The sequence below is a fragment of the Nocardioides sp. genome (assembly GCF_030150155.1).
Lineage (GTDB): Bacteria > Actinomycetota > Actinomycetes > Propionibacteriales > Nocardioidaceae > Nocardioides.
In genome coordinates this window covers 198,679-222,249 of the sequence record NZ_JASLGR010000034.1, presented here as the reverse complement: position 1 = coordinate 222,249, position 23,571 = coordinate 198,679, and the positions used below count along the sequence as shown (strand labels likewise).

Genomic DNA, 23,571 nt, shown 5'->3' with positions numbered 1-23,571 from the left:
GAGGCTCAGGCCGATCGGGTCGCCCCGGGAAGGTCCGGAGCGGCCGCTGCCGCTGCCGCGGACCGGCCCGCGACCCGGCCGAAGGCGAGCGCGTCGGCGATGTGGAAGCCGCCGTCCTTGCCCCAGCTGTAGGTCGAGCTGACGCTACCGGCGGCGTAGAGGCCGGCGATCACGTCGCCGAACGGGTCGAGCACCTGGCAGTGCTCGTCCCGGCGGGGGCCGCCGTTGCTCCAGGCGGTCATCGGACTGGACGTCACCGCGTAGTACGGGCCGGCGCCGATCGGGTCGAGGGTGGCGGCCGGACGGCGATGCTGCTCGTCGTACCCGGCGGCGCAGGCCTGGTTGTAGAGCTCCACCGAGCGGGTGAGCTCGCTCGCCTGCACGCCGAGCCACTCGGCCAGCTCCTCCAGGGTGTCGCCGCGGAGGATCCAGCCCTTGTCGACCTCGACGCTGTTGTCGTCGCTCCAGTCGTAGCCGTCGATCAGGACGTTCCAGCCGATCTCCAGCATCCGCTTGTTCGGCGAGATCGGGCCGGAGAGTCGGGTCGCCTCGTCGAAGATCGCGTGATGGCCGCGGACCGGGGTGAGCTCGTAGCCGCCGTGCTGGTGGCTCTGGCCGTGACCCCACTGGGGCAGCTCGTTGGTGACCCGCCGCCCGTCGGCGTCGACGTAGATGAAGCCCTTGCGGAAGGAGAACCGGAGGTAGAAGTCGGCGTCGTAGCCGGGGACCTGGAGGCCGTCGATCGCCATCATGTTGTCCATGTGCCACAGGTCGGCGCCGACCTTCTGCGCCATCCGGTGGCCGTCGCCGCGGTTGTGCGGCGAACCCCACGGCCGCGCCTGGGTGAAGCGCAGGTAGTCGCGGACCATCGCGTCGTCGGCCTCGAACCCTCCGGTGGCGAGGACGACACCGCGTTCGGCACGCACGCGCAGGGTCTGCCCGGTCGGCGTGGTCGCGACCACGCCGGTGATCCGCCCGGTGACGGGGTCCTGGACCAGCCGTCGGGCCGGGGTGCCGCGGCGGACGTCGATGCCGCGGGCCTCGAGGGCGGCATGCAGTGCCGTGATCAGTCGCTGACCGCCGAGCACCCCACCGACCGCCATCTGGCCGAGGTAGACGTCGCTGCCGTCGAGCTCGGGGAACTCCGGCGGCATGCCGGGGCCGGTGCCGCCGATGGCGCCGCCGACCGGGGCGACGGCCGCGCCGACCGTGTCGCTCACCCAGGCGGTGTTCCTGCTGGTCTCCTCGGCCCAGGTGGCGATCACGGCCGGGGGGACCTCGAAGCCGCCGCAGAGGCTCTTCAGGTAGGTCGCCGCCCGCTCCGGGTCCTGGTTGATCCACCAGGAGCCACCCGAGGCGCGGGTGTTGCCGCCCTCCAGGCCGCCGTCGAGCTTCTCCAGGATCGCGACGCGGCACCCCGCGTCGTGCGCCTCGATCGCGGCGGCCGAGCCGGCTGCTCCCATGCCGAGGACGACGACGTCGTACTCGATCTCCCAGTTCGGCTGCTCAGACGACTCCGTGCTCATCGGCGCTGGTCCTTCCGTCCCACTGCTGGACACCGCGAACCGGTGCCGGGGCGGCGAGCGTAGGACGCGTGACCTGGGTCACATCGAGAAGGCTCCTACTGAGCGGAACCGGGTCAGCCCGGCCAGCCCGCTCAGCCGGCCAGCTCGGGCCGCCAGCGGACCAGCTCCCGGACGAACTCGTCGGGGTCGGTCAGCTTGGCGTCGATCGTGCCGGTGCCACGAGCATCGGCCAGCTCGACGCGCCAGCGGCGCTGCCCGGGCCGACCGTGCATCTTGATCGCCGTGCGCATGTCGTAGAGGTCGAAGTCGCGTCCGTCGGGCAGCGTCAGCATGCCGTCCTCGGAGACCCGCACCGAACCGATCGCCCGCGACTGTACGTCGGCACGGCGCGCCCCGGCGGTGGCGTCGTTCGCTGCCGGTGACGGCTCGGTGGCACGGGCCTTCTTGTCGAACTCGGACTGGATCCAGCGCTCCTGCGCGGAGCCGATCCCCGGCGGCGCGGCGTCGACCTGCGGCGCGGCGAAGGCGGAGACCACCGGGATCGCGCCGGTGTGCTCCATCACGTCGATGGTCTCCGAGATCGCGGGAGTGGTCAGCACCGAGGGCCGGTCGACCAGGTCATGCAGGGCGGCGACGGAGCGCTTGCCGCCCTTGTCCTTGAGCACGTCGACGACGGAGGCGCGCAGGGCGACCAGCTCCTGGGCCAGGGCGGCGGCCTTCTGCTCGGCCGCGACCCGCTCGGACAGGGCGGTCTCGACCAGCTCGGTGTGGTGCCGGATGGAGGACTCGACGGCCTGCCGGTCGATCGCGACCTGGGCGGCCTTGTCCTCGGCCTCGGCCCGGAGCCGGTGTGCCTCGGCGGCGATCGCGGCGGCCTCGTCGACCTTGGCCAGGGCGTCGGCGGTACGGGACTCGGCCTCCTCGCGGGCCACCACGGTCGCCATCGCCTCCTCGGCACGGGCCTTGGCGGCCTGCTCGGCGGCCTCGCGGGAGGCCTGGGCGATCATCGCCGCCTCCTCGGCCTCGAGTCGGGCGGTGAGGGCCTCCATCACCTTGCCGCTGGCGGTCTTGGCCTCGTTGACGGCGGTGGTGCGGGCCTGGTGCGCCTCCTCGGCGGCGAGGTGCGCGGCGCGGGCGACGTCGGCTGCCTCCTCGACCTTGCCCAGGGCGCTCTTGGTCTCCTCGTGGGCGGCCTGGGTGATCAGGGCCTGCTGCTGCGCTGCCTGTTCGGCCTCGCTGCGAGCATTGTGCGCGGACTTGGCGGCCGCTGCCGCCGTACGCGCCATCGCCTCGGCGCGAGCGCGGAGCTCATGCGCGGCGTGGGCGGCGTTGGCCTGCTTGCGGGCGGCCTCCTCGGCCTCCTGGCGGGACACGAGCGCCTCGGCCGCGGTGGACTCGGCCGCGGTGCGCAGCGTGATCGCCTCGCTGGCCGCCTTCTCCGCCAGGGTGCGGGCATCCTGGGCGAGGCGGACCTGCTCGGCGCGCTCGTAGGCGATCCGCTCGGCGGCCTCGCGGTTGGCCTGTGCCTGGGCGGCACGGTCGGCCTGCTGGCGGGCCGACTCCTCGGCCACGGCGCGGGCCTGCTGGGCGGCTTCGGCCTCGGCGGCCCGTTCAGCTGCCGACGACTCGGCGGCGAGCCGGGCCTCGTGGGCCTGCTGCACAGCGCTGAGGGCGGCGGCCGCCTCCCGCTCCCGTTCGGCGCGGGCGGCGGCGTGCTGGGTGACCTGGCCCTCGGCTTCGAGGCGGGCTGCGGCGGAGGCGGCGTACGCCTCGTCGCGCTCGGCCGCAGCGGCGGCCACGGCACGCTCACGCTCGCTGACCGACTGGGCGGCGAGCTCCTCGGCGGTGATCCGGGCGGTGTGTGCCTCGGCGGCGGCCTCGCTCTGGGAGCGAGCCTCTTCCTCGGCCGCGGCGCGGGCCTGCTGGGCGGCCGCGGCCTCTTCGGTGCGGAGTCTGATCCGTTCCTCGGCTTCGGCGACGAACGTGGCGTACTTCTGCTCGGCTGCGGTCCGGGCCTGATGGGCGTCGTCCGCCTCGACCGCCTTGCCGCGGGCGGCCTGCTCGGCCTCCAGACGGGCCTCGTGCGCGGTCGTCGCGGCCTCGAGCTGGGTGGCGGCGGCCTGCTCCAGCTGGGTACGCACCTCGAGGAAGTCGGCCAGCTTGCGGTCCGACTCGGCATGCGCGGCCTGGCTCGCTGCAGCCGCGGAGGTCGCCAGCGCAGTAGCGCGGTCGAGGGTGGCCGTCGCCTCCTCGCGTACGGCGCTGTGCTGCTCGTGCGTGGCGGCGCGGAGCTCCTCGTGCTGGGCCAGGGTCTCGGCACGCAGGGTCTCGGCCTGCTCGGCGACCTCGCGTCGGACTGCCTCGTGCTGCTCGGCGATCTCGGCACGGAACTGCTCGTGGGTGGCGGCGGTGGCGGCCCCGATCGCGTCGGCCTGCTCGGCCAGCTCGGTGCGCAGCGCCTCGTGCTGGGCGGCGGTCTCGGCGCGCAGGGCGAGGTGGGCGTCGGCGGTATCGGCCCGCAGCCCGTCGTGGCGGGCCTGGGTGTCGGCGGCCATCCGGGCCATCGCCTCGGCGGCCTCGGCGCGGACGTCGGCGTGGGAGGCGGCGGTCTCGGCGCGCAGCGTCTCGTGCTCGGCGCGGGTCTCGGCGCGCAGCGTCTCGTGCTGTTCGGCGGTCTCGCGTCGGACGGCCTCGTGCTGTTCGGCGGTCTCGCGGAGGACCGCCGCGGCCTGTTCGGCCGTCTCCCGACGGATCGTCGCGTGCTGTTCGGCCGTCTCCTCGCGCAGCGTCGCGTGCGTCGCGGCGGTCTCCTCGGCGAGCTGACGCAGCGCGGACTGATGCGACTCGTGCGCCTCGTCCAGCGCCGCGAGCCGGCTCTCGTGCAGGCTCTGGGCCTCCTCGGCGCGGGCGGCGAGGGTAGCGAGCAGCTCGTTCTGCACCCGGGCGAGCTCGGCACGCTGCGCCTCCTGGGCGGCGACCGTCTTCTCGACCAACGCGGTGAGCGCGGCCAGGTGCTCGGCGTGGGCGTCGTTGAGGGCGGTGGTGCGCTCCTGGTGCGCGGTGCTCGCCGCGGTCGCCCACTGGGTGAACTCGTTGCGGTGCGCCTCGTGCGTGGAGGCGAGGCTGGCGCGCTGCGACTCGTGCACCGAGGCGGTCTCGGTCTGGGCCTGCTCCAGCAGGGCGCGGGTGCTGTCGTGGAGCTGCTGGGCCTCGCCCATCGCGGCGGTACGGGTCTGTGCGGCGGCGTTCTCGGAGTCGGTGCGGATCCGGGCCGCGGTCTCCTCGGACTCGGCCTTGATCTCGGCGAGCTGGCGCTCGGTCTCGGCGTGGGCCAACGCGATCTGCTGCTCGGCCTCGCGGCGGGCGGCGGCGACGGCACCTTCGGCGGCGATCCGGGACTGGTGGGCGGCCTCGGCTGCCTCGGCGGCGGCGCTGAGGCGCTGCTCGGTCTGCTCCGCGGCGGCGGCGAGGCGGGCATCGGTCTGGTCCAGCGCTGCCTGAAGCCGCTCGGAGCCGGCCTCGTTCGCTGCCGCGGCGGCCTGTTCGGCGGTGACGCGGGCGCGATGGGCGTGCTCGGCCTCGGCCGCAGCGGTCTGGACCCGGGCGAACGCCTCGGTCGTCGTGGTGTGGGCGACCTGCTCGGCCTCGACCCGGGCGGCGTTGGCCGCCGCGGCAGCAGCAGCATGCTCGGCGGCGAGGGCCTCGGCCTCGGTGCGGGCCTCGCGGGCCGCCCGGACCGCCTCGGCCATGCCGAGGGCCGACTCCTCGGCGCTGCGACGCGCCTCGGCGAGCTCGGTGAGGCTCTGCTGGAGGGCCCCCTCGCGGGACTCGGCGGCCTCGACCGCCTCCTGGTGCCGACGTGCGGCCTCCGCGGTGGCGACGTACTGCTGCGCAGCGCGCTGCTCGGCCTCACTGCGTGCCTTCTCCGCTTCCTCGGCCGCAGCCTGCGCGTCGGAGTGACGGCGCAGCACGATCGCGAGCGCCTCCTCGGCCTGCTCCCGCGCGGCGTGCGCGGCAGCGGCCTTCTCGGCGTGAGTGGTAGCCCGCTCGTGGGACTCCGTCGCCGCCGTCAGGGCCCGGGCGGCGGCCTCCTCGGCGTCGGCGCGCTCCATCGCCTGCGCGGCGGCGGCCTGCTCGGCCAGCGCACGCAGCTGGTGCGCCGCAGCAGCAGCCGTGTCGGGCTCGCTGGGCCGTCCCGATGCCTCCCGCGCCGTCGTCGGTACGCCGGTCCCCGGCACGCTCGGGGCCGCCGGAGCGCTCGACTCGGCGGGGGTCTCGCTGCCCGTCTCGAGACCGTCGGAGCCATCGGCCCCGGCTCGGCGGAACCAGCGGCGATCACGGGACGAGGAGGAGTCAGACATAGCGGTGCGATTCTATCGGCTCCGCTGTCCTCACCGGACCTCCTCGGCCAGGCAGCGGAACCCGGTCAGCTCAGCGGCGTCGCGCGGTGCTCAGGCAGTACCAGAGGCACCCCAGCCAGACCGCCGTGACGAGCAGATCGTCGCGGTGCACGCCGTGGCTGCTGGAGCCGAACTCCCACAGCACAGGGCCGGAGAAGCGGGAGCTGCCGGCGATGGCGAAGAACCAGAGCAGGGTGACGGCGAGCGCCAGGACGGCGCTCGACACCCAGCGGGGCCGCATCGGCCTCGTCAGCGCAGCGGCCGGACGTGCAGCCCGACCTCGGGGTCGACGATAACCTCCTGGGCCGCCGGCATGCCGTCGACCTGGAGGGCGGCGCCGGGGTCGACGTTGCGCTTGACCAGGGCCAGTGCGATCGGTCCGAGCTCGTGGTGGCGGGCCGAGGAGCCCACCATCCCGACGGGCCGGGCGTCCGCGTCGGCACCGGCCGGCGTGATCGGCGAGCCTGCGGCGGGGAGCCGGTTCTCGGTGCCGTCGAGGTGGAGCAGCGTCAGGCGGCGCGGCGGCCGACCCAGGGTGTGTACCCGGGAGACGGTCTCCTGGCCCCGGTAGCAGCCCTTGTCCAGGTGCACGGCCGTGACGGGGCCGCCGGGCAGCCAGCCCACCTCGTTCGGAATCGTCTTGTCATCGGTGTCGACGCCGAAGCGCGGCTCGCCCCGTTCGATCCGGAGAGCGTCGTACGCCCACAGGCCGGCAGCCGGCCCGAGGGCGGCCGGCAGCGAGGTCAGGTCGGCGCGGGGCACGAACAGCGTGCTGCCGTCGGCTCGCCACACCACGGCGGTCTCCGGGGCGGCGGTGATCGTGACGTCGCTCCAGAACTTCATCCGCTCCAGGAACGTGGTCAGTGCCTCGCCCCGGCCGGGCTCGGTCCAGGCGGTGAACGACTCGCCGTCGTCGACGCCGGAGAAGAAGTGCTCCACGTGGCCGGTGGGGGAGAGGATCAGGGCGGCCGTCCACACGCCCGGCTCCAGGCCCTCGAAGGCCTGCGAGGTGAGGGAGTGCAGCCAGGTGAGCCGGTCGGGACCGGCGACGGTGAAGACGTCGCGGTGGGACAGGTCCACGAAGCCCTCGCCGGCGACCAGCGTGCGCTGCTCGGTGTTGAACGAGCCGTAGTGCGCGGCGACCGCGGCGTCGACCCCGTCCGCGGCGACGGCGCCGGGCAGGCTCAGCAGCGGGCTAGTGATGGTGGTGGCCATGATCGTGCGACTCCTCGGGGCAGTGGTCGTGGGCGCCGAAGATGGTCAGGTGCGCCACGTCGGCGGTGAACCCGAACCCCTCGCTCAGCATCGCGGCGAACTCGGCGGCCTTCTCGGCATCAACGGAGATCACCTGCCCGCAATTCCGGCACAGCAGGTGGAAGTGGACCGGGCCGCCGGTCACCGAGTGGTACGTCGGCGCCCGGTCGCTCAGGTGCAGGTGGCGCACCAGGCCCAGCTCCTCGAGCACCTCCAAGGTCCGGTAGACCGTGGAGATGTTGATCGCCGACGCGGTGGTGGAGACCTCGGCGAAGATCTCGTCGGGCGTGCCGTGACCGAGCCGGTCGACGGCGGCGAGGATCAGCTCACGCTGAGGCGTGAGCCGATACCCCTTCGCACGCAGTTCTTCGCGCCAGTCCCCGGACGTCATGTCAGGCGCGCTTCAGCCTGGCCCACAGGTGGGGCTGGAGCGGCTGGCCGGCGGCCTCCATGTCGTAGGCGTAGAGCAGGTCGCCCTCGACGTTGCCGTAGATCCGCTTGCCGGAGACGACCTCCTTGGCGGTCTCGGTGTGGGCGACGCCGGCGGTGTGCAGCTCGAGCTTGCCGCCGGCCGCCAGGCCGTACCAGATCTCGATGATGCCGGTGTTGTGCGTCAGGACCAGCTCGACGGCCGACGTGCCCGCCTCCTTGCCCGGCGAGCAGCGCAGGAAGCCGGTCTCGAGGTGCGCCTCGCGGACCTTCTCCTTGGTCTCGGGATCGACGATCCACGTCCGCGACATGTAGTGGAAGAACGGCCGACCGTCGTGGGTGAAGATCAGCTCCTCGCCGTACTCGAAGGGCGAGATCGTCGGGTAGTCCCCGTGGCCGTTGCCGCGCCACGTGCCCAGCAGCCACGCAACGGGGCCGCAGTCGGGGTGAAGGTTGTCGGGGATCTGGAAAGCCACGTCGTGATTCTAGGGCGGTGCTCGTCGGTGCGGGACTTCGCGCGCGGGTGGGGGCTCAGGCGACGCCGAGCAAGCGCTTCTTCACGATCGTCATGTCGCCTTCGAGGTGGTCCAGACGCGGGTCGACGCGGTCCAGGCGCGACTCCACGCCGTCGAGTCGGTTCTCGACGCGGTCGAGCCGGGTCTCGATCACGTCGAAGCGGGTGTCGATCGCGTCGAAGCGCGGACCCGTCACGCGTTCGACGACGCGCACGGCGACGCCCTCGATCCGCTCGTCCAGCTCGGCGTCGATCCGCCGCCAGGCCCGGCGGGCGAGCGCGACCAGAGCGCCCACCACCGACGCGATCGTCACGCCGGAGATGGCCGCCGCCATCACCGCCAGCTGCAGCCAGCTCATCACGTCACTCATCGTGCCTCACCTTCGTATGGGCGTAAAGCCCCCGCCATCACTGCGGCGAAGGTACCCGCGATCGACGCTCCGCGTCGGCCCCTACGACGCAGCCTGTGGATAACGTGCGAACTGGACGTGGGTGTCCATCGCGGTGTGCGTGAACCCGAGGGATTCGTAGAGTCCCACTGCTGGAGCGTTGTCGCTCTCGACGTACAGGTGGACCTCGGGCAGGTCCGCCATGTGCCGCAGCCCGGCGATGGTGAGCAGCCTGCCCAGCCCGCGCCCCTGGGCCGCCGGGTCGACCCCGACCACGTAGATCTCGCCGAGCGTCGCGCTGTGCTGCTTGGTCCAGTGGAAGCCGAGCAGCCGCTCGCCCTCCCACGCCTCGATCAGGTCCGCCGGGGTGAACCAGGGCTGCGCCATCCGCTCGCGCAGGTTCTCGGCGTCCATCGCCCCCTGCTCGGGGTGCCATGAGAACGCCGCGGCGTTGACCCGGAGCAGCTCGTCCTCATCGCCGGGCCGGAACCCTCGCAGCGCGATCTCAGCCGGTACGTCGACCACCGGGAGCGCCCCGGCGGCCGCGGTGTCGCGGCGCATCACCCACAGCTCCCGCTCGGCGCCGAACCCGGCGCGGGCCGCCAGCGCCCGGGCGGCGGGGGAGTCCCCGTGCATCCAGGCGGTCAGGTCGGTGATCCCGGCGATCGCCGCCTGCTCCAGGGCCGAGGCCATCAGCATGCTGCCGAGCCCGTTGCCGCGTGCCTCGGGGGCCACGACGACGGAGAGCTCGGCGCCGTTGCGCAGCGCGAACCCCTGAGGGCGTACGTCGGCCCACAGCGTGTCGGGGCGGTGCTGGACGGCCAGCACGGTCGCCTCGTCGAGCGGCGCCACGCCGTCGGCCGTCGCGGCGGCGTCGGCGAGGGCGAGCAGGGCAGCGGAGGTCTCCGGGCTGAGGCTCATGCCCCCATTGTCCCCACCCGCCGACTTCCGGGTTCACCACGCTCGAGTTCCGGGTTCGCCACCGGCGAGTTCCGGGTTCGCCACGGTCGAGTTCCGGGTTCACCACAGTCGTACGTCGGGCCGCGGGCCGATCCGGTTCCAGCGCTCGATCTGGGGGACACGCCGGTGGAGTCGGCGTGTTGCTGCTCAAGCGCGCAGGAACGGACTGGCTAGTGGTGAACCCGGATCTCGCCGGTGGCGAACCCGGATCTCGCCGGTGGCGAACCCGGATCTCGCCGGTGGTGAACCCGGATCTCGGCGGTGGTGAACCCGGAAGTCGGCTAGACCGACTCGTTCTCCCGCGGCGAGGCCACCCGGGCCGCATCAGCGGCGGCCTCGGCGCCCTTCGTCGGCAGCACGAAGCGGTAGCCGACGTTGCGGACGGTGCCGATCAGGGTCTCGTTCTCGGGGCCGAGCTTGGCGCGCAGGCGGCGGACGTGGACGTCGACGGTGCGGGTGCCGCCGAAGTAGTCGTAGCCCCAGACCTCCTGGAGCAGCTGCTGGCGGGAGAAGACGCGGCCGGGGTGCTGGGCCAGGAACTTGAGGAGCTCGAACTCCTTGAACGTCAGGTCGAGGGGCCGACCGCCGACCTTGGCGGTGTAGGTGGCGTCGTCGACGACGACCTCCCCCGAGCGGATCACGTGGGCCTCGGGATCGGCGGCCTCGCGCTCGGCGGCGAGCCGGCCGATCGCGAGCTTGATCCGGGCCTCGAGCTCGGCCGGGCCGCAGGTGTGGAGCACGACGTCGTCCATGCCCCAGTCGTGGGTGACGACGGAGAGCCCGCCCTCGGTGGCGATCAGGATGACGGGGACGTCCGTGCCCGTCGTACGGATGAGGCGACACAGGTCGCGAGCGTGCGCGAGGTCCTGTCGACCGTCGACCAGGAGGAGGTCGGAGTCGGGTGCCTCGAGGAGTGCCGAGCCCTCGGCGGGGAGGATCCGGACCGTGTGCCCGAGCAGCGCCAGACCGGGCAGCACCTCGGCCGAGGGCTGTAGTGCGCTGGTCAGCAGAAGCAGGGTGCTCATGGCGTTACCTCCAGTGCCATTGAGGAGCACCAAGACGCAACGCTGGGCCTCGGTGTGGTGATCTTTCAGCCACTGTAGCGAAACACCGTGGTCACAAGGGAAGGCCTTCGACGGCATGTGACGCCCTGGAAACAGACTTGTTACACCGCTCGAAGCAGGGGGACAGAAACGGGACCCCAGTCGGGACCGAATCGGGACCTAAGCCCCAGAACCCGCCGTGGCGAGCCCTCGTTGGGACTGACATCAGCAACACCCCACCATCCGAAGTGTCAGTCAGAGGGAGCACAGTCATGAACGGAAACACCGGAATCCAGCAGGTCAGCCCCACCTCGGGGGCGTGGAAGCGCATCGTCGGCGGAGTGGTCGGGGTCGTCCTCGCCACCGGCGCGATGGCCACGGCGACGGCCGGCACGGCCGAGGCCGCCACGACCAGTTGCACCGCCCAGGTGCGTACGGCGCAGGCCGCCCACACCGCCGACCTCCAGAAGAGCCGGGCGCTCAAGGTCGCCACCGGCAAGGTCACCAAGGCCAAGCGGGCGTACACGAAGCACCACACCAAGGCGAACAAGTCGAAGCTCTCCAAGGCGAAGCGCAAGGCGTCGGCCGCCCGTCGTGCCGCCAACCGTGCTGCCGCCGCGTCGGCCACCGCGGCCCGCAACGCCGCCGCCTGCCAGGCCTCGATCAAGCCCGCGACCACGACGACGACCACCACGACCACGACGACGAACACGAGCGGCTTCGACCTCACCACCCTGACCAACCTCCTCGGCGGCTCGGGTCTGTCCTCGCTGACGGCGCTGCTCAGCCCGACCACGCTGACCAGCCTGCTGAACCCGGCGACCCTGACCAGCCTGCTCAACCCGGCGACGCTGACCTCCACGCTCACCGGTCTGGTGAGCCAGGTCATCGCGCTGCTCACCAGCCTGCTCAACCCGAGCCAGCTGGTCGCGGTCTTCGGCACCAGCGACCTGTCCAGCGTGCTCAACCCGACCACGGTGATCAGCCTCTTCACCGGTCTTCTCGGTGGTGGCCTGCTCTGAACGGAGCGGAGTGAGGGTTCGGTGACGGAATCCTGACGGCGGCGTCTGCGTTGACCTCCACGTGATGGGTGTGTGGGTCGCCGTAGGCGCCGTCGTCGTCGGAGTGGCCTTCGGTCTGTACCGGAAGGTCACCGACGGGCGGTTCCGCACCCGCGCCACGACGTCACCCGACACGACGCCCGACGCGCCGCGCGCGGCGATGATGGCCGAGGTCTCTTCGGAGGCCTCGGCCGTCGCTGTTCCCGGGACCTGGCACGGCCTGGAGCTGGGGGAGCGGGCGACGCTGGTGCAGTTCTCCTCGGCGTTCTGTGCGCCGTGCCGTACGACGCGGGTCATCCTCGGCGACGTCGCCACCACGGAACCGGGCGTCGTGCACCACGACGTCGATGCCGAGGCCGAGCTCGCCCTGGTGCGTGAGCTCAACATCCTCCGTACGCCGACCACGATCATCCTCGACGGTACGGGCCGCGAGATCGCCCGCGCGTCGGGCGCCCCGCGTAAGGACCAGGTGCTGGCGGCGCTGGCCGAGCTCTGAGCCGGCCCCGCCTATCTCACATTTCGGACCCTGTTTCACATTCTGAGATCCTGGTTTGGTGCGCTGGTCGTGCCGCCCTACCGTTGTGCCATGCCCTCGACCATGCTGACCAAGCGCCGCGCAGTGGACCACTGCCGCACGCGCTCGGCACTGTGTCGAATGTCGGCCTGACGGCCCCCGCCGGTCCCGCGCCCCGACGATCCGTTGATCCAACGATCAGGGCGTGACGCGACCCAGCCCCTCAGTCACCGATGTCAGAAGGAAGCTCATGTCCACTGCCACTCAGGCCGCGCCCACCGGCGCCGTCGGCACGGGTATCGACCCGCGCGCACCGCAGTTCAACGCTGCGGTGACGCTGGTCGTCCTGGTGCTGGCGCTGATCACGGTGGGCTCGCCGATCGCGATCGTCCTGACGGCGATCCAGTTCGCGCTCTTCGCGTACGGCGCGGTCGCCGGGGTCACCAAGACCCCGCACGCGGCCGTCTTCCGCCGGTTCATCCGGCCGCGGCTGAGCGCCCCGGACCACCTGGAGGACCCGGCCCCGCCGCGCTTCGCCCAGGCGGTCGGCGCGATCTTCACCGCGGTGGCCCTGATCGGCCTGCTGGCCGACGTACCCACGCTCGCTGTGATCGCACTCGGTTTCGCCGTCGTCGCGGCCACGCTCAACGCGTTCTTCAGGTTCTGCCTCGGCTGCGAGGTCTACCTGCTGCTCCGTCGTCTGGCTCCGGCCGGCAACTGACTCTGCTTCACCCACACCAGCCTCCCCAAGAAAGAGAAACAACATGACCCGCGAGAACTCGCTCGTCTCCGCCCAGTGGGTGGAAGAGAACCTCGGCGCCGACAAGCTCGTCCTGATCGAGGTCGACGAGGACACCGCCGCCTACGACAAGGGCCACATCAAGGGCGCGATCAAGCTCGACTGGACCACCGACCTCCAGGACCAGGTCCGTCGCGACTTCCTGAACAAGGCTCAGTTCGAGGCGCTTCTCTCGGCCAAGGGTGTCGCCAACGACGACACCGTCGTGCTGTACGGCGGCAACAACAACTGGTTCGCCGCCTACGCGTTCTGGTACTTCAAGCTCTACGGCCACACCGACGTCAAGCTCCTCGACGGTGGCCGCAAGAAGTGGGAGCTCGACTCCCGCGAGCTGACCGACGAGCCGGTCGAGCGCCCCGCGACGACGTACGTCGCCACGGAGCAGGACCACTCGATCCGCGCCTTCCGTGACGATGTCGTCGCCGCGATCGGCACCCAGAACCTCGTCGACGTGCGCAGCCCCGACGAGTACGCCGGTCGCCTGCTCGCCCCGGCCCACCTGCCGCAGGAGCAGTCGCAGCGTGCCGGCCACATCCCGACCTCGGTCAACGTGCCGTGGTCCAAGAACGCCAACGACGACGGCACCTTCAAGTCCGACGCCGACCTGGCCGCGCTCTACAACGAGGTCGGCTTCGACGAGAACAAGGACACCATCGCGCTGTGCCGCATCGGTGAGCGCTCGTCGCTGACCTGGTTCGTCCTGAGCGAGCTGCTCGGCAAGAAGAACGTGAAGAACTACGACGGCTCGTGGACCGAGTACGGCTCCCTCGTCGGTGTTCCGATCGCTCTGGGCGACGAGCCCGGGGAGGCCTGACATGTGCGGCGCTACCACCGGCGGCCTCTCCCTGGCCGGCATCGACGTGGCCAAGGAAGCCATCATCCAGGGCCAGGTGACCCGCGGCGGCGAGCCCGTCGGCGGTGCCTACGTCCGACTGCTCGACAAGTCCGGCGAGTTCACTGCTGAGGTCCCCACCAGCGCGACCGGCCACTTCCGGTTCTTCGCCGGCGACGGCTCGTGGACGCTGCGCACCCTGGCCCCCAAGGCTGAGGTGACCGACCGCCAGGTCGTCGCCCAGACCGGCCAGATCGCCGAGCTCGAGATCGCCCTGGCCTGAGTGGCGTGAGGTCCTCGCAGACCTCGCAGCCTCTGTGACCAACCCAGTAGGACCCCGCCGAGATGGCGGGGTCCTACTGCATTTCGCGGCCGTCGTGAGGCCTTCCGGGCCGCTGGGAATGGCCCGGGAACGGCGTCAGGAATGGCCCGGGAATGGTCCGAAAGGGGCGATGAATTTATGGCAGACGCTGCTCAAAATGTGAGACAACCTGTATCAAAACCGCGCCTGGGACCCTGGCCCGGTTCGTAAAATTCCGCATCCGTCTAGACCAGTCCGTCACTTCTGGGTTTCCACGGTCAGGATTTTGCCATTCCTCTCCCGCGCTCTCCCCAAATCTGGTGAGATAGGGGCTCACTGAGCACGAGGTTGGCCCGCGGGTGGGCCGATCGCAGGAGGAAAACCCCCATGAAGAAGATCATCGCTGGCCTCATCGCGGCCCTTGTGGCGACGGCAGGTCTGATGACCGTCTCCGGCGGCGCCCCTGCCCAGGCCGCCTGCACCGCGACGAAGTACAACCCCAACGCGTGCGTGACGATCTCGGTGCCGAAGCCCGCGGGCGTCGGCACCAGCGTCAAGAGCGCGACCAAGGTCAAGAAGGGCAAGGCCAAGTCGGTCACCCTGGCCTACTCGGCGCCGAAGGGCACCACGGCCACGGTCGTGGTGAAGGTCGGCCTCAAGGGCAAGAAGGCCACGAGCACGAAGACGTACAAGAACGTCAAGGCGGGCGCGAAGGTCAAGTACACGACGCCCAAGCTGAAGAAGAAGGGCGTCTACACGATCACGGTCACGATCACCCCCAAGGGTGGCACGGCCAAGACCCTGACGTACTACATCAAGGTCGCGTGATCTGCCGGCGCACAGTCGCGCCGGACGTTGCGTGAAGAGGCCCCGTGGCGATGCTCACGGGGCCTCTTCCCCTGCCAGCCCTGAGAACCTTCCCTTCCGCCCGCGCGCACCGCGGGCGCCCCTGAATGACGAGGCTCGACCGTGCGGATGAAACGCCCCTGGCGCTGGGTCATCGGCGCCGTCGCCGCTGTCGTGGTGCTCTGCGGTGCGTACGCCGGATGGCTGGTCTGGCAGGTCAACAAGCACCTGTCGGCGGCCGCCGATGCCGCCCATGCCTTGACCCTCGCCGTCGATGTCGGAAACACCACCGCGGTCAGCCGTCGGCTCGACGAGTTCGCCGAGGAGGCCGATCTGGCTCGCCGCCGCACCGACTCCCCGATGTGGGGCCTGTTCACCCACCTGCCGGTCCTGGGCGACGACGCGCACGGGATCCGGGTGGTGAGCCGGGTCGCTGCCGGGCTGGGCACCGGTGCGCTGACCGACATCGCGGGCCGGGTCGACGAGCTCGACGCGCTCACGCCCCAGGGCGGGGGCATCGACCTGTCCGTCGTCGCCGACCTGCGGGACCCGGTCCGCGCGGCGTCGCGCGAGCTGAGCGAGGCCAAGGCCGAGCTCGACACCGAGGACCCGAGCCACTTCGTCGACGCCCTCAAGCTCAAGTACCGCGACCTCCAGCGCCAGATCACCAGCGCCGCCGACGGCCTCGCCGCGGCCAGCCGCGCCGTCGACGTGATGCCGACGATGCTGGGCGGCTCGCGACCGCAGAACTACCTGCTCGTGGTGCAGAACAACGCCGAGATCCGCGCCACCGGGGGACTGCCCGGGGCCGTCAGCGTGATCCGCGCCGACCACGGCAGGCTCTCGATGGTGCGTCAGGTCGCCGGTGGCGACCTGGGTGTCGCCTCCTCGCCGGTCCTTCCGCTGACCAACGCCGAGGTCAACGCGTACGGCGACCTGGTCGGCACCTTCTTCACCGACGCCAACCTCCAGCCGGACTGGGGTCGCGCCAGTGCGCTGATGGCCGCGCGCTGGAAGCAGGTCTACGATGAGCGGATCGACGGCGTCCTGAGCCTCGACCCGGTAGCCCTGTCCTACATCCTCAAGGTGACCGGCCCGGTCACCGTCGACGGCACCCAGCTGAGCGCGGAGAACGTCGTGCGTCGCCTGTTGCATGACGTGTACGTCGACCTGCCCGACCCCGCCGACCAGGACGCCTACTTCCGCAAGGTCGCGGCAGCGATCTTCGCCCGGTTCACCGGCGAGGGCGCCTCGGCTCGCACCCTGCTGCCCGCCCTGCGCCACGGCGTCGACGAGCGCCGGGTGCTGGTGCACAGCTTCGACACCGGAGTGCAGCGCGAGCTCGCCGGTCAGGCGATCAGTGGCGACGTACTCGGGTTGGGGGAGACGGACGCTGCTGCGCCTCGCCAGCCCCAGATCGGCGTCTACCTCAACGAGGGGTCGAGCTCGAAGATGTCGTTCTACCTGCGCACGAAGCTGCGGGTGACGGCGACGTCGTGTGCCGGCGGAGTGCAGACGTACGCCGCTCACCGGACCGTGCGGAACACCGCCACCGCGGCCGAGGTGAAGCGTCTGCCCGCGTATGTGAAGGGCACCGGCGAGGACAACGCGCCCGGGGTCACGGCGCCGGTGGTGCAGATCTACGGGCCCATCGACGGTGCTGTGACGGGCCTGCGGGTCGCTGACGCACCGGATGCGTTCGCGGCCGACATCACCGACGAGCGTCGGCCGATCAAGCAGCTCTGGCTCAGCCTGAAGCCGGGCGAAACCCAAGACGTGACCTGGACGATGACGTCCGGTCCTGGCCAGACGGGGGCTGCCGCGCTCGCGGCGACCCCCGGTGTGGCCGCCGGCAGCGACGCTGCCGTGATCAGAAGTGCGTGTTAGAGGGAGATCTCGTGGAACTGTCCGACTATCTGAAGATCGTTCGACGCCGGTGGGTGTCGATCGTCGTGATCGCGGTGTTGTGTACCGCGGCCGCGCTGGCCCTCACGCTGACCCAGACGAAGAAGTACGCCTCCAGTGCCCGCCTCTTCGTCTCGACGACGACCGACGACGCCAGCAGCCTCAACCAGGGCGGCCAGTTCTCGATCGCCCGTGTGCAGTCGTACGCCGACCTGATCTCCAGCCGCGAGCTGGCCAGCACTGTCATCGCCGACCTCAAGCTCGATCTCACGGTGGATGAGCTGCGCCAGGAGGTCTCGGCCAAGGTCGCGACGAACACGGTCAACCTGACGATCACCGCTACCGACCCGGACGCTCACCAGGCGCAGCAGATCGCGCAGTCGTACGCGACCAACATGGTCGACCTGGTCCGCCAGCTCGAGACCCCGCCGGGCCAGACCGTGGCGCCGGTGAAGGCCACCGTCGTCGATCAGGCCAGCTACGACGACGTACCGGTGGCGCCGCGGCCGGTCCGCAACGTCGCCCTTGGCCTGATCCTCGGTCTGATGCTCGGCTTCGGTATCGCGGTGCTGCGTCAGGTGCTCGACACCCGGATCAACAGCCCCGCCGACCTTGCGGAGGTGATCGACAAGCCGGTGCTGGGCACGATCGGCCTGGACCCCGATGCGAAGAGCACCCCGCTGATCACGGCGATTCCGTCGCACGCGCCGCGCGCCGAGGCGTTCCGGGTGTTGCGGACCAACCTCCAGTTCGTCGACGTCGACTCTTCGCACAAGATCTTCGTGCTCAGCTCGGCTGTGCCGGAGGAGGGCAAGACCTCGACGTCGATCAACCTGGCGCTGAGCATGGCCCAGGCAGGTATCCGCACCCTCCTGATCGAGGCCGACCTGCGCCGCCCGCGGGCCGCGATCCGGCTCGGCCTCGACGGCGCTGTCGGACTGACCAGCGTCCTGGTCGGCAAGGTCAGCCTGGACGACGCCCTCCAGCGCGACGCCGAGGCCGGCCTCGACTTCCTCGCCTCGGGCCCGGTCCCGCCGAACCCCGCCGAGCTGCTCCAGAGCAAGGCGATGCAGGACCTCCTGGAGAAGGTCCGCACCGAGTACGACGTCGTCCTCATCGACGCACCGCCCCTCCTCCCCGTCACCGACGCCGCCCTCCTGGCCCGCCACGCCGACGGCGCGATCCTCGTCGTCCGGCACGGGAAGATCACCAAGGACCAGGCCCGGCTCTCCCAGGACCGCCTGGAGCACGTCGACGCTCAGCTCGTCGGTGTGGTGATGAACATGGTCCCGATGAAGGGGCGGGGCTACGGGTATGGCTATGGGTACGGATACGGATATGCCCCCGACGTTCAGTGACCCGCCCACCTTCCTGGTGAACGGCTTCGGAGCCGTTCATGGGGGCATCGTCCGGGTCCATAACGAGATCTGCAGCGGACTCGCGGCACATGGCCAGCTCTTCGTCGCAAGTGCGCCACGTGACCAGTGGGACGTCCCCAACTCAGTCATCCTCTCAAGACAGTCAGAATCCAGACTCCGGTCGTTTCTTAGTGACGCCTGGAGCGCGAGAAGGCGTCTTCAGGTAGGAATTCGGATTGACTCTGCGCCCGCGTTCCGCCTGCGAACCAAGGCACGAAAGAGGGTTGTCGTCGTTCACGACCTCAACTTCCTTCACCCCGATATCCATGGCATCTCAAGACGGCAGGTCGCCTACCGCAGGCTGCTGCACGCATGGAGCCTGCGCCGCGTTGACTTAATTGTCGCGAATAGCACGCAAACCGCGCGAGAAATATACCGGTTGATGCCTCGGGCATCCAAGTCAGTCCAAGTCCTTCCACTGCCGGTCAGTGAATTCGCTCGCGCTGAGATCAAGTCCGTAAGTTTCAGCGTTGGAATAGAGGCCCTGACGTTGCTGTCCTTTGGGCACGCAACAAATAAGGGCGTCGACCGGCTTTTTGAAGTGTTATCACACCGTCCGGGATGGACACTGAAACTAGTCGCGCCCGAGCATGTCTGGGAAAAAACCTGGAAGGCAGCGGCCGAAAGTCACGGGATCACGGACCGGGTTCACCTCCTGGCCGGCATTTCGGACCAAGAGCTTTCGGACGAGTACTGCAAGGCTGACGTCTTTTGCATGCTTTCGACCTATGAAGGTTACGGGTTACCGGTCGCGGAGGCAATAGCAATGGGAGTCCCGACCGTTATAAGTGCTCTTCCAGTCCTTAGCGAAACGGCGCGCAGGCGAGCGACTGTCGCGCAAGGAAAGCACTGGACGGATGATGTGGAAGCAATTGAGAAGGCTGTCACCATGAGTCCAGAACGACGGATCGCGGGCGCGCTGGAAATTAGATCATGGACGTGGCAAGCGTGGATCGAACGCATCATGACGGAGATCGGATGAAGATCGCGGCAATAACGGTGACATTCAATAGTGCGGATACGCTGACTAGACATTGGAAACCGTGTACTAATCCAAAATTTTCGTGGATAGTCATCGATAACGCGTCGCGCGACGGAACCGCACAGACCGCGCGGAGTCTTGGTGCAGAAGTAGTAGAATTGTCCGAAAATATAGGATTCTCCGGCGCCAACAATATCGGAGCGACAGTCGCCTCAGATGCCGATTGTCTCGTTTTCGTGAATCCTGACATCACCCTAGATGCCGATGGGCTTCAACGCTTAGCGGAGGAGGCGGTCCATCGCCAGTGCATCGCCGCTCCCCAGTTGCTAAACCACGACGGATCTATGCAGGAAAACGGCAGGCGAATGCCATATTTGTATCGAAAAATCCTTCACTTTTTCAACATGAAGGGTAGCCGGACCCAGTATGAGGTCTTTGCGGGCTTAGGCGAGATCGTCCCGGCGACCTGGGCTATCGGCGCCGCCATCGCGATCCCGGCAGATCTATTCCGCAAGATTGGCGGGTGGGACGATCGGTTCTTCCTTTACTACGAAGACTCAGATATCTGCCTGCGGGCATCACGCATGGGAATCCCAACCTACCTCGTGGGTGATGTGAGGTGGCACCATGGCTGGAAAAGAGAGACGCGACGATCCCTGAATCTCGCCGCTTGGCGGCGTGAGGTCTCCTCCGCATTGAAGTTCTACGGCCGATACCCCCCGCTACTCCTTCATCCAAGAATCGCCCCGCGCAGATTCAAGGAAGTAGGAGAATTATGTGTGTGACGCGATCGGAACCACAATCTCACATGCAGAAGTCAGTAAATGCCCGAAACGGGCTATACGTCAGAATCGTCAACTTTCGTACTGCCGCGGAGGTTGAGCAGTTGCTCAATTCTCTACCGCGACGCCGCGGGATGCATATCGAGATCTTAGACAACGGATCCGAACCTAGCCAGATGGATGACCTCCGACGGATTACCCATGACATAGATAGGGTTTCCCTAATTCGTTCCGAGGTCAACCTAGGTTTCGGAGGCGGCCACAATCTGATTAACCGCTGTTCGGATGCGGACCCCTCGGACTACATCTGGCTGCTTAATCCTGACACTGTTTGCGAAGGTTCGACGCTTGATAGGCTGATAGAAGAGGCCGATCGCGATGGCGAGGCCATCTATTCGCCGGTGATCTATAAGCCAACAGTCGACGGTCGAGTGCTCTGGTTTAGCGGTGGCTCGATTGATCGTCTACGAGGGGTGGTCAACGACCGTCAGGATATCGGTACATCCGCAGTAATTCCCACATGCTTCGTCACCGGCGCTGCGCCATTTATGACACGATCCACCTTCGATCGTTTGGGAGGATTTAACGAGAGCCTATTCCTCTATTGGGAGGACGTCGATATGTCAATCCGGGCTGAGGCCCTGGGGATTCCCCTACGGGTTGTAACCCGCGCCGAACTGTTGCACCAGGAAGGAGCTGCCTCCAAAGGAACCCCTGGGATCCGAGCGAGCGCGTACTTCTATATGAGTCGGAATCGAATTTTGGTATGTCGAGAAGAGGGAGATCGCGGTCTTTCGCTCATATTTGGTCGCGGATCAAATGCCTTCTTAAGACTGCTTGCCTATTCTATCCTGAAGGAAGGGCGGGGCCGATTGGCTCGCACGCTGGCCATCGCTCGGGGAGGCCTGTCCGCGGTGAAGACGAGGGGGGCGTAGGGGAATGCCCGGAGCTGTCGGAGCCCGCACGCCGGCGTGGATGGCCCTTGCATTCCTTTCCGTCACGGTCTCTCCCTTTCAACAAGCATTGCAGCTTCCGAGTGCCTTTCCGGTACGGCTGCCTTCGGATCTTCTGATGATCGCGTCGCTCGCTACATATCTCTTGAGTCCAAAGGCCAGCAGGACAAAGCCCGTTGGGGGGCGAATAGTCTTCGCACTCCTCCTGGTCGTCGTGGTGAGTGGAATGGCGGCCTCGTTTGGAACGGATGGGTCCACGCTCTTTAGACCATACTTTGTGAGCCCGACCTTAGACGTGCTTTGGTTCACGGCGCGTGTCGTGATCGTCCTGACATTTTGGCGAGTTCTTTCATCGCTTCCGGAGGACTATTTTCTAAAGGCGCTTCAGTACGCGTCGGTCTGCCTCATTTCGGGTGTCTTGATACAGGCAACGCTCATGATCTTGGGCCAATCGGGCGTGCTTGAATCATTGGGATTTACGACCCGTACGGCAGGAATTGGTCTCCCGGGAATATTTGGACGAATTGGGCGTGCCGGGACGTTCCCGAACGGCCAGGAATTGGGGCTCGTTGCCGGATCTCTCGGAATCCTGCTACTTCGCGCAAGACGGCGCTTCTTGGGCGGATGTAGCCTACTCTGTGTCGGATATTCGATCTCTACAGCGGCCCTAGTCGGACTAGCCGTATCGCTAGCTATCGTTCTAATCTTTTCCCGACGGTCGTTGGGAAGGATCGGCATCGGAATTTTCGGTGGGGGGGCTCTGTATGCGGCAAGCCGCAGCGTTGTCCTGGCGAAGTTATTCAACTACCAGCTCGCAAAACTTGGTTTCATCTCGAGTGAGATATCGTGGGCGGGTCAGTCACTGGATATTCGCAGTCAGAAGACTTCTCTCGCGTTCGGGCTGGCGAATGACCATCCTGCGTTTGGTGTCGGCGCAGGCCGCTTTGCGAACAGAATTGACCTCTATTCGGTCGATCCGAGTATTCCAACGAGAGCCCTTGTAACGGTCGAAAACGGTTATGGCCAGGTCGCGGCTGAACACGGCTATGTCGCGTTGGCCCTGTTTGCAGGGTTCATCGCGGTAGTCTTGGCCAAGTCAGTTGCTCGATATGACGCTGGATTGGTATGCGCCGTCGTTTTCATGGCACTAGTGGTCGGTTCCCAATCCATGTGGACGTCAACCTCTATTTGGATTGCCTTCGGATTTATTTGTTCGGCGCTGAATACCTCCCCGTCGCACCTGATCAACGCGTCCGCGGGCGTAAGCGCGCCATTCTCTGGTCCCAAAGGTGTGTTCACGCATGTGGATGAGGTGGTTTCTAGATGACGAGTGCACTGTCGATCGGTGCCTACGATCGTTTCAACTACGGTGATCTGCTGTTCCCGCATCTTATTGATCGGTTCCTTCCGATCAAGGACGGGAACGGTTGGCATCACGGCGCCACAACAGCACGTGATCTGTCCGAGGTTGGCGGTCATAGAGTGGTTCGTTCTGCTGACCTCCTTGGTAGCGCGTCGCGGTTGCTCATTGGTGGCGGGGAGGTCATAGGCGCCCGGTGGTATCCGGCGCTGACGTATTTGGCAAGGTCGCCCTCTGACCTTCCTCTGTTGGCGGCCGGTAAGGTCTTTCCCGATGGCCTTCTGGACGCTATCGGTCGACGTATCCTGGGCGGCATCTCTTATCTTCCTTATCTTCCCGGCCGTGAGTATTCCTCACGCATTCCGTCCGCCGCGAATGCTATTGGCGCGAGCTCACTCGCACAGCTCGGAGCCACGGGAAGGGAATTTGCGGTGTCCTCCCTGAAAGAGTTCAGATACGTGAGTACGCGTGATTCAGTGGGACGTCTCCTTCTGGAGGAGTCCGGAGTCACGGACGTTCATTTGTCCCCTGATTCCGCTGCATTGATTTCGACTGTATTGAAGTTTCCGGACGGTCAAAATGACCACGTCACGGTGCAAGTATCGAATGCATGGTCGCGTCGTCATGCGTCAAGCCTTTCGCCTGCGTTGGCTCGGATCTCAGCGGAGTTTGGGCTTGCGGTGCGGTTTGTCCCGATCGGCTTGGCGGGTGGGCATTCGGATGTGCAGGGAAATGCTCGTGTTTTGCGGGGACTGCCGAAGTCGGTTCCGAGTTCGCAAGCCGAGCCGAGATGCGTGTCGGAGATAGCGCGTGAGATCGCGACGAGCAGGCTTTTCATTGGCACAAGCTTGCATGGTGCCATTACAGCGATGGCGTACGGCGTGCCCAATGTTTGTCTTCCTGGTATTGCGAAGTTGGATGCTTACATGTCTGATTGGGGCGCTTCGTCTTCTGGGCGTCCGCGAGACGTGGGTGATCTGACTAGCGCGTGCCGGTCTGTCTTGTCCGTTCCTCGCGTTTTGCTTGATTCGCATTCGCGCGAACTCGGTCAAATGGCTATGAATAACTTTGACGCGATAGCGGCGCATCTTGATTAGGGTCGCTACCAGGTTCGACATTCCTGCGGTCGTTGTTTTGGGGAGGTTTTCAGCGGTTCTCCTAGGGTTAGTTGGTGCGCCTTTGTTGGCGCGGTCGCTCGGACCATCCGATCGCGGTTTGGCGGCCGCTATGGTGGCCTTTCTGTCCTTGCTTCCGGTTCTTCTTGGCCTTGGCGCACCTATTGGGGTCCGCCGGCATGTTGCTG

The 23,571-nt window shown here is 67.9% G+C and carries 22 protein-coding genes; 13 read left to right on the top strand and 9 right to left on the bottom strand.

Translation table 11 applies throughout. The features are described from left to right. Nucleotides 1-5 precede the first annotated feature (5 nt). The 9 genes from Q1V88_RS11195 to Q1V88_RS11155 all read right to left on the bottom strand — a co-directional run bounded on the left by Q1V88_RS11195 (nt 6) and on the right by Q1V88_RS11155 (nt 10,497). The gene (locus Q1V88_RS11195) at nt 6-1,526 is read right to left on the bottom strand and encodes an FAD-dependent oxidoreductase (protein ID WP_300681274.1); all 1,521 of its coding nucleotides are present in this window, start codon (nt 1,524-1,526) and stop codon (nt 6-8) included. A 131-nt stretch (nt 1,527-1,657) separates the two neighbouring features. Then, nucleotides 1,658-5,887, bottom strand: a complete 4,230-nt coding sequence (locus tag Q1V88_RS11190) for a hypothetical protein (RefSeq protein ID WP_300681273.1) — start codon at nt 5,885-5,887, stop codon at nt 1,658-1,660. A gap of 70 nt (nt 5,888-5,957) precedes the next feature. Beyond that, a complete protein-coding gene (locus tag Q1V88_RS11185; RefSeq protein WP_300681272.1) occupies nt 5,958-6,167 on the bottom strand; it encodes a hypothetical protein in 210 nt (69 codons plus the stop codon). Between the two features lie 8 nt (nt 6,168-6,175). Further along, nucleotides 6,176-7,141: a folate-binding protein gene (locus Q1V88_RS11180; RefSeq protein WP_300681271.1), complete on the bottom strand. Its 966-nt coding sequence runs from the start codon at nt 7,139-7,141 to the stop codon at nt 6,176-6,178. Continuing rightward, nucleotides 7,122-7,571: a Fur family transcriptional regulator gene (locus tag Q1V88_RS11175; RefSeq protein WP_300681270.1), complete on the bottom strand. Its 450-nt coding sequence runs from the start codon at nt 7,569-7,571 to the stop codon at nt 7,122-7,124. Before Q1V88_RS11175 ends, Q1V88_RS11180 begins: the two co-directional genes overlap by 20 nt. A 1-nt stretch (nt 7,572) precedes the next feature. Continuing rightward, complete coding sequence (locus tag Q1V88_RS11170) at nt 7,573-8,085, bottom strand: FABP family protein (protein WP_300681269.1); 513 nt, start codon at nt 8,083-8,085, stop codon at nt 7,573-7,575. Between the two features lie 55 nt (nt 8,086-8,140). Next, the gene (locus tag Q1V88_RS11165; RefSeq protein ID WP_300681268.1) at nt 8,141-8,494 is read right to left on the bottom strand and encodes a hypothetical protein; all 354 of its coding nucleotides are present in this window, start codon (nt 8,492-8,494) and stop codon (nt 8,141-8,143) included. Between the two features lie 81 nt (nt 8,495-8,575). Then, nucleotides 8,576-9,433: a mycothiol synthase gene (gene mshD, locus Q1V88_RS11160; protein WP_300681267.1), complete on the bottom strand. Its 858-nt coding sequence runs from the start codon at nt 9,431-9,433 to the stop codon at nt 8,576-8,578. 320 nt (nt 9,434-9,753) lie between these two features. Beyond that, entirely contained in the window at nt 9,754-10,497 is a 744-nt protein-coding gene (locus Q1V88_RS11155; RefSeq protein WP_300681266.1) for a response regulator transcription factor, read from the bottom strand. 290 nt (nt 10,498-10,787) lie between these two features. Between Q1V88_RS11155 and Q1V88_RS11150 the strand changes: the two genes are divergently transcribed. The 13 genes from Q1V88_RS11150 to Q1V88_RS11090 all read left to right on the top strand — a co-directional run bounded on the left by Q1V88_RS11150 (nt 10,788) and on the right by Q1V88_RS11090 (nt 23,365). Further along, a complete protein-coding gene (locus Q1V88_RS11150; RefSeq protein ID WP_300681265.1) occupies nt 10,788-11,537 on the top strand; it encodes a hypothetical protein in 750 nt (249 codons plus the stop codon). A 64-nt stretch (nt 11,538-11,601) separates the two neighbouring features. Beyond that, the gene (locus Q1V88_RS11145) at nt 11,602-12,072 is read left to right on the top strand and encodes a thioredoxin family protein (RefSeq protein WP_300681264.1); all 471 of its coding nucleotides are present in this window, start codon (nt 11,602-11,604) and stop codon (nt 12,070-12,072) included. Between the two features lie 268 nt (nt 12,073-12,340). After that, the gene (locus tag Q1V88_RS11140; protein WP_300681263.1) at nt 12,341-12,811 is read left to right on the top strand and encodes a DUF4395 domain-containing protein; all 471 of its coding nucleotides are present in this window, start codon (nt 12,341-12,343) and stop codon (nt 12,809-12,811) included. 43 nt (nt 12,812-12,854) lie between these two features. Next, a complete protein-coding gene (locus tag Q1V88_RS11135; RefSeq protein ID WP_300681262.1) occupies nt 12,855-13,703 on the top strand; it encodes a sulfurtransferase in 849 nt (282 codons plus the stop codon). 1 nt (nt 13,704) lies between these two features. Continuing rightward, nucleotides 13,705-14,004: a DUF1416 domain-containing protein gene (locus tag Q1V88_RS11130; RefSeq protein ID WP_300681261.1), complete on the top strand. Its 300-nt coding sequence runs from the start codon at nt 13,705-13,707 to the stop codon at nt 14,002-14,004. 405 nt (nt 14,005-14,409) lie between these two features. Beyond that, nucleotides 14,410-14,850 carry a hypothetical protein gene (locus tag Q1V88_RS11125; RefSeq protein WP_300681260.1) on the top strand — a complete coding sequence of 147 codons (441 nt, stop codon included), beginning with the start codon at nt 14,410-14,412 and terminating at the stop codon, nt 14,848-14,850. Nucleotides 14,851-14,997: 147 nt separating this feature from the next. Then, a complete protein-coding gene (locus Q1V88_RS11120) occupies nt 14,998-16,755 on the top strand; it encodes a DUF4012 domain-containing protein (protein WP_300681259.1) in 1,758 nt (585 codons plus the stop codon). Nucleotides 16,756-16,766: 11 nt separating this feature from the next. After that, entirely contained in the window at nt 16,767-18,131 is a 1,365-nt protein-coding gene (locus tag Q1V88_RS11115) for a polysaccharide biosynthesis tyrosine autokinase (RefSeq protein ID WP_300681258.1), read from the top strand. Next, nucleotides 18,088-19,173 carry a glycosyltransferase gene (locus Q1V88_RS11110; RefSeq protein WP_300681257.1) on the top strand — a complete coding sequence of 362 codons (1,086 nt, stop codon included), beginning with the start codon at nt 18,088-18,090 and terminating at the stop codon, nt 19,171-19,173. Before Q1V88_RS11115 ends, Q1V88_RS11110 begins: the two co-directional genes overlap by 44 nt. Further along, the gene (locus tag Q1V88_RS11105; RefSeq protein ID WP_300681256.1) at nt 19,170-19,958 is read left to right on the top strand and encodes a glycosyltransferase family 2 protein; all 789 of its coding nucleotides are present in this window, start codon (nt 19,170-19,172) and stop codon (nt 19,956-19,958) included. The genes Q1V88_RS11110 and Q1V88_RS11105 overlap by 4 nt, the downstream gene beginning before the upstream one ends. Beyond that, the gene (locus Q1V88_RS11100; protein WP_366914081.1) at nt 19,949-20,890 is read left to right on the top strand and encodes a glycosyltransferase family 2 protein; all 942 of its coding nucleotides are present in this window, start codon (nt 19,949-19,951) and stop codon (nt 20,888-20,890) included. Before Q1V88_RS11105 ends, Q1V88_RS11100 begins: the two co-directional genes overlap by 10 nt. Before the next feature lie 295 nt (nt 20,891-21,185). Next, complete coding sequence (locus Q1V88_RS11095) at nt 21,186-22,235, top strand: O-antigen ligase family protein (protein ID WP_300681254.1); 1,050 nt, start codon at nt 21,186-21,188, stop codon at nt 22,233-22,235. Then, on the top strand, nt 22,232-23,365 hold the full coding sequence (locus Q1V88_RS11090) for a polysaccharide pyruvyl transferase family protein (protein ID WP_300681253.1): 1,134 nt from the start codon (nt 22,232-22,234) through the stop codon (nt 23,363-23,365). Before Q1V88_RS11095 ends, Q1V88_RS11090 begins: the two co-directional genes overlap by 4 nt. The last annotated feature ends 206 nt before the right edge of the window (nt 23,366-23,571 follow it).

What these genes read in the sequence shown, in the direction of transcription:
- Q1V88_RS11195 (WP_300681274.1), bottom strand. Translation starts at nt 1,526, where the DNA reads ATGAGCACGGAGTCGTCTGAGCAGCCGAACTGGGAGATCGAGTACGAC.
- Q1V88_RS11190 (WP_300681273.1), bottom strand. Translation starts at nt 5,887, where the DNA reads ATGTCTGACTCCTCCTCGTCCCGTGATCGCCGCTGGTTCCGCCGAGCC.
- Q1V88_RS11185 (WP_300681272.1), bottom strand. Translation starts at nt 6,167, where the DNA reads ATGCGGCCCCGCTGGGTGTCGAGCGCCGTCCTGGCGCTCGCCGTCACC.
- Q1V88_RS11180 (WP_300681271.1), bottom strand. Translation starts at nt 7,141, where the DNA reads ATGGCCACCACCATCACTAGCCCGCTGCTGAGCCTGCCCGGCGCCGTC.
- Q1V88_RS11175 (WP_300681270.1), bottom strand. Translation starts at nt 7,571, where the DNA reads ATGACGTCCGGGGACTGGCGCGAAGAACTGCGTGCGAAGGGGTATCGG.
- Q1V88_RS11165 (WP_300681268.1), bottom strand. Translation starts at nt 8,494, where the DNA reads ATGAGTGACGTGATGAGCTGGCTGCAGCTGGCGGTGATGGCGGCGGCC.
- mshD (WP_300681267.1), bottom strand. Translation starts at nt 9,433, where the DNA reads ATGAGCCTCAGCCCGGAGACCTCCGCTGCCCTGCTCGCCCTCGCCGAC.
- Q1V88_RS11155 (WP_300681266.1), bottom strand. Translation starts at nt 10,497, where the DNA reads ATGAGCACCCTGCTTCTGCTGACCAGCGCACTACAGCCCTCGGCCGAG.
- Q1V88_RS11150 (WP_300681265.1), top strand. Translation starts at nt 10,788, where the DNA reads ATGAACGGAAACACCGGAATCCAGCAGGTCAGCCCCACCTCGGGGGCG.
- Q1V88_RS11145 (WP_300681264.1), top strand. Translation starts at nt 11,602, where the DNA reads ATGGGTGTGTGGGTCGCCGTAGGCGCCGTCGTCGTCGGAGTGGCCTTC.
- Q1V88_RS11140 (WP_300681263.1), top strand. Translation starts at nt 12,341, where the DNA reads ATGTCCACTGCCACTCAGGCCGCGCCCACCGGCGCCGTCGGCACGGGT.
- Q1V88_RS11135 (WP_300681262.1), top strand. Translation starts at nt 12,855, where the DNA reads ATGACCCGCGAGAACTCGCTCGTCTCCGCCCAGTGGGTGGAAGAGAAC.
- Q1V88_RS11130 (WP_300681261.1), top strand. Translation starts at nt 13,705, where the DNA reads ATGTGCGGCGCTACCACCGGCGGCCTCTCCCTGGCCGGCATCGACGTG.
- Q1V88_RS11125 (WP_300681260.1), top strand. Translation starts at nt 14,410, where the DNA reads ATGAAGAAGATCATCGCTGGCCTCATCGCGGCCCTTGTGGCGACGGCA.
- Q1V88_RS11120 (WP_300681259.1), top strand. Translation starts at nt 14,998, where the DNA reads ATGAAACGCCCCTGGCGCTGGGTCATCGGCGCCGTCGCCGCTGTCGTG.
- Q1V88_RS11110 (WP_300681257.1), top strand. Translation starts at nt 18,088, where the DNA reads ATGGCTATGGGTACGGATACGGATATGCCCCCGACGTTCAGTGACCCG.
- Q1V88_RS11105 (WP_300681256.1), top strand. Translation starts at nt 19,170, where the DNA reads ATGAAGATCGCGGCAATAACGGTGACATTCAATAGTGCGGATACGCTG.
- Q1V88_RS11100 (WP_366914081.1), top strand. Translation starts at nt 19,949, where the DNA reads ATGTGTGTGACGCGATCGGAACCACAATCTCACATGCAGAAGTCAGTA.
- Q1V88_RS11090 (WP_300681253.1), top strand. Translation starts at nt 22,232, where the DNA reads ATGACGAGTGCACTGTCGATCGGTGCCTACGATCGTTTCAACTACGGT.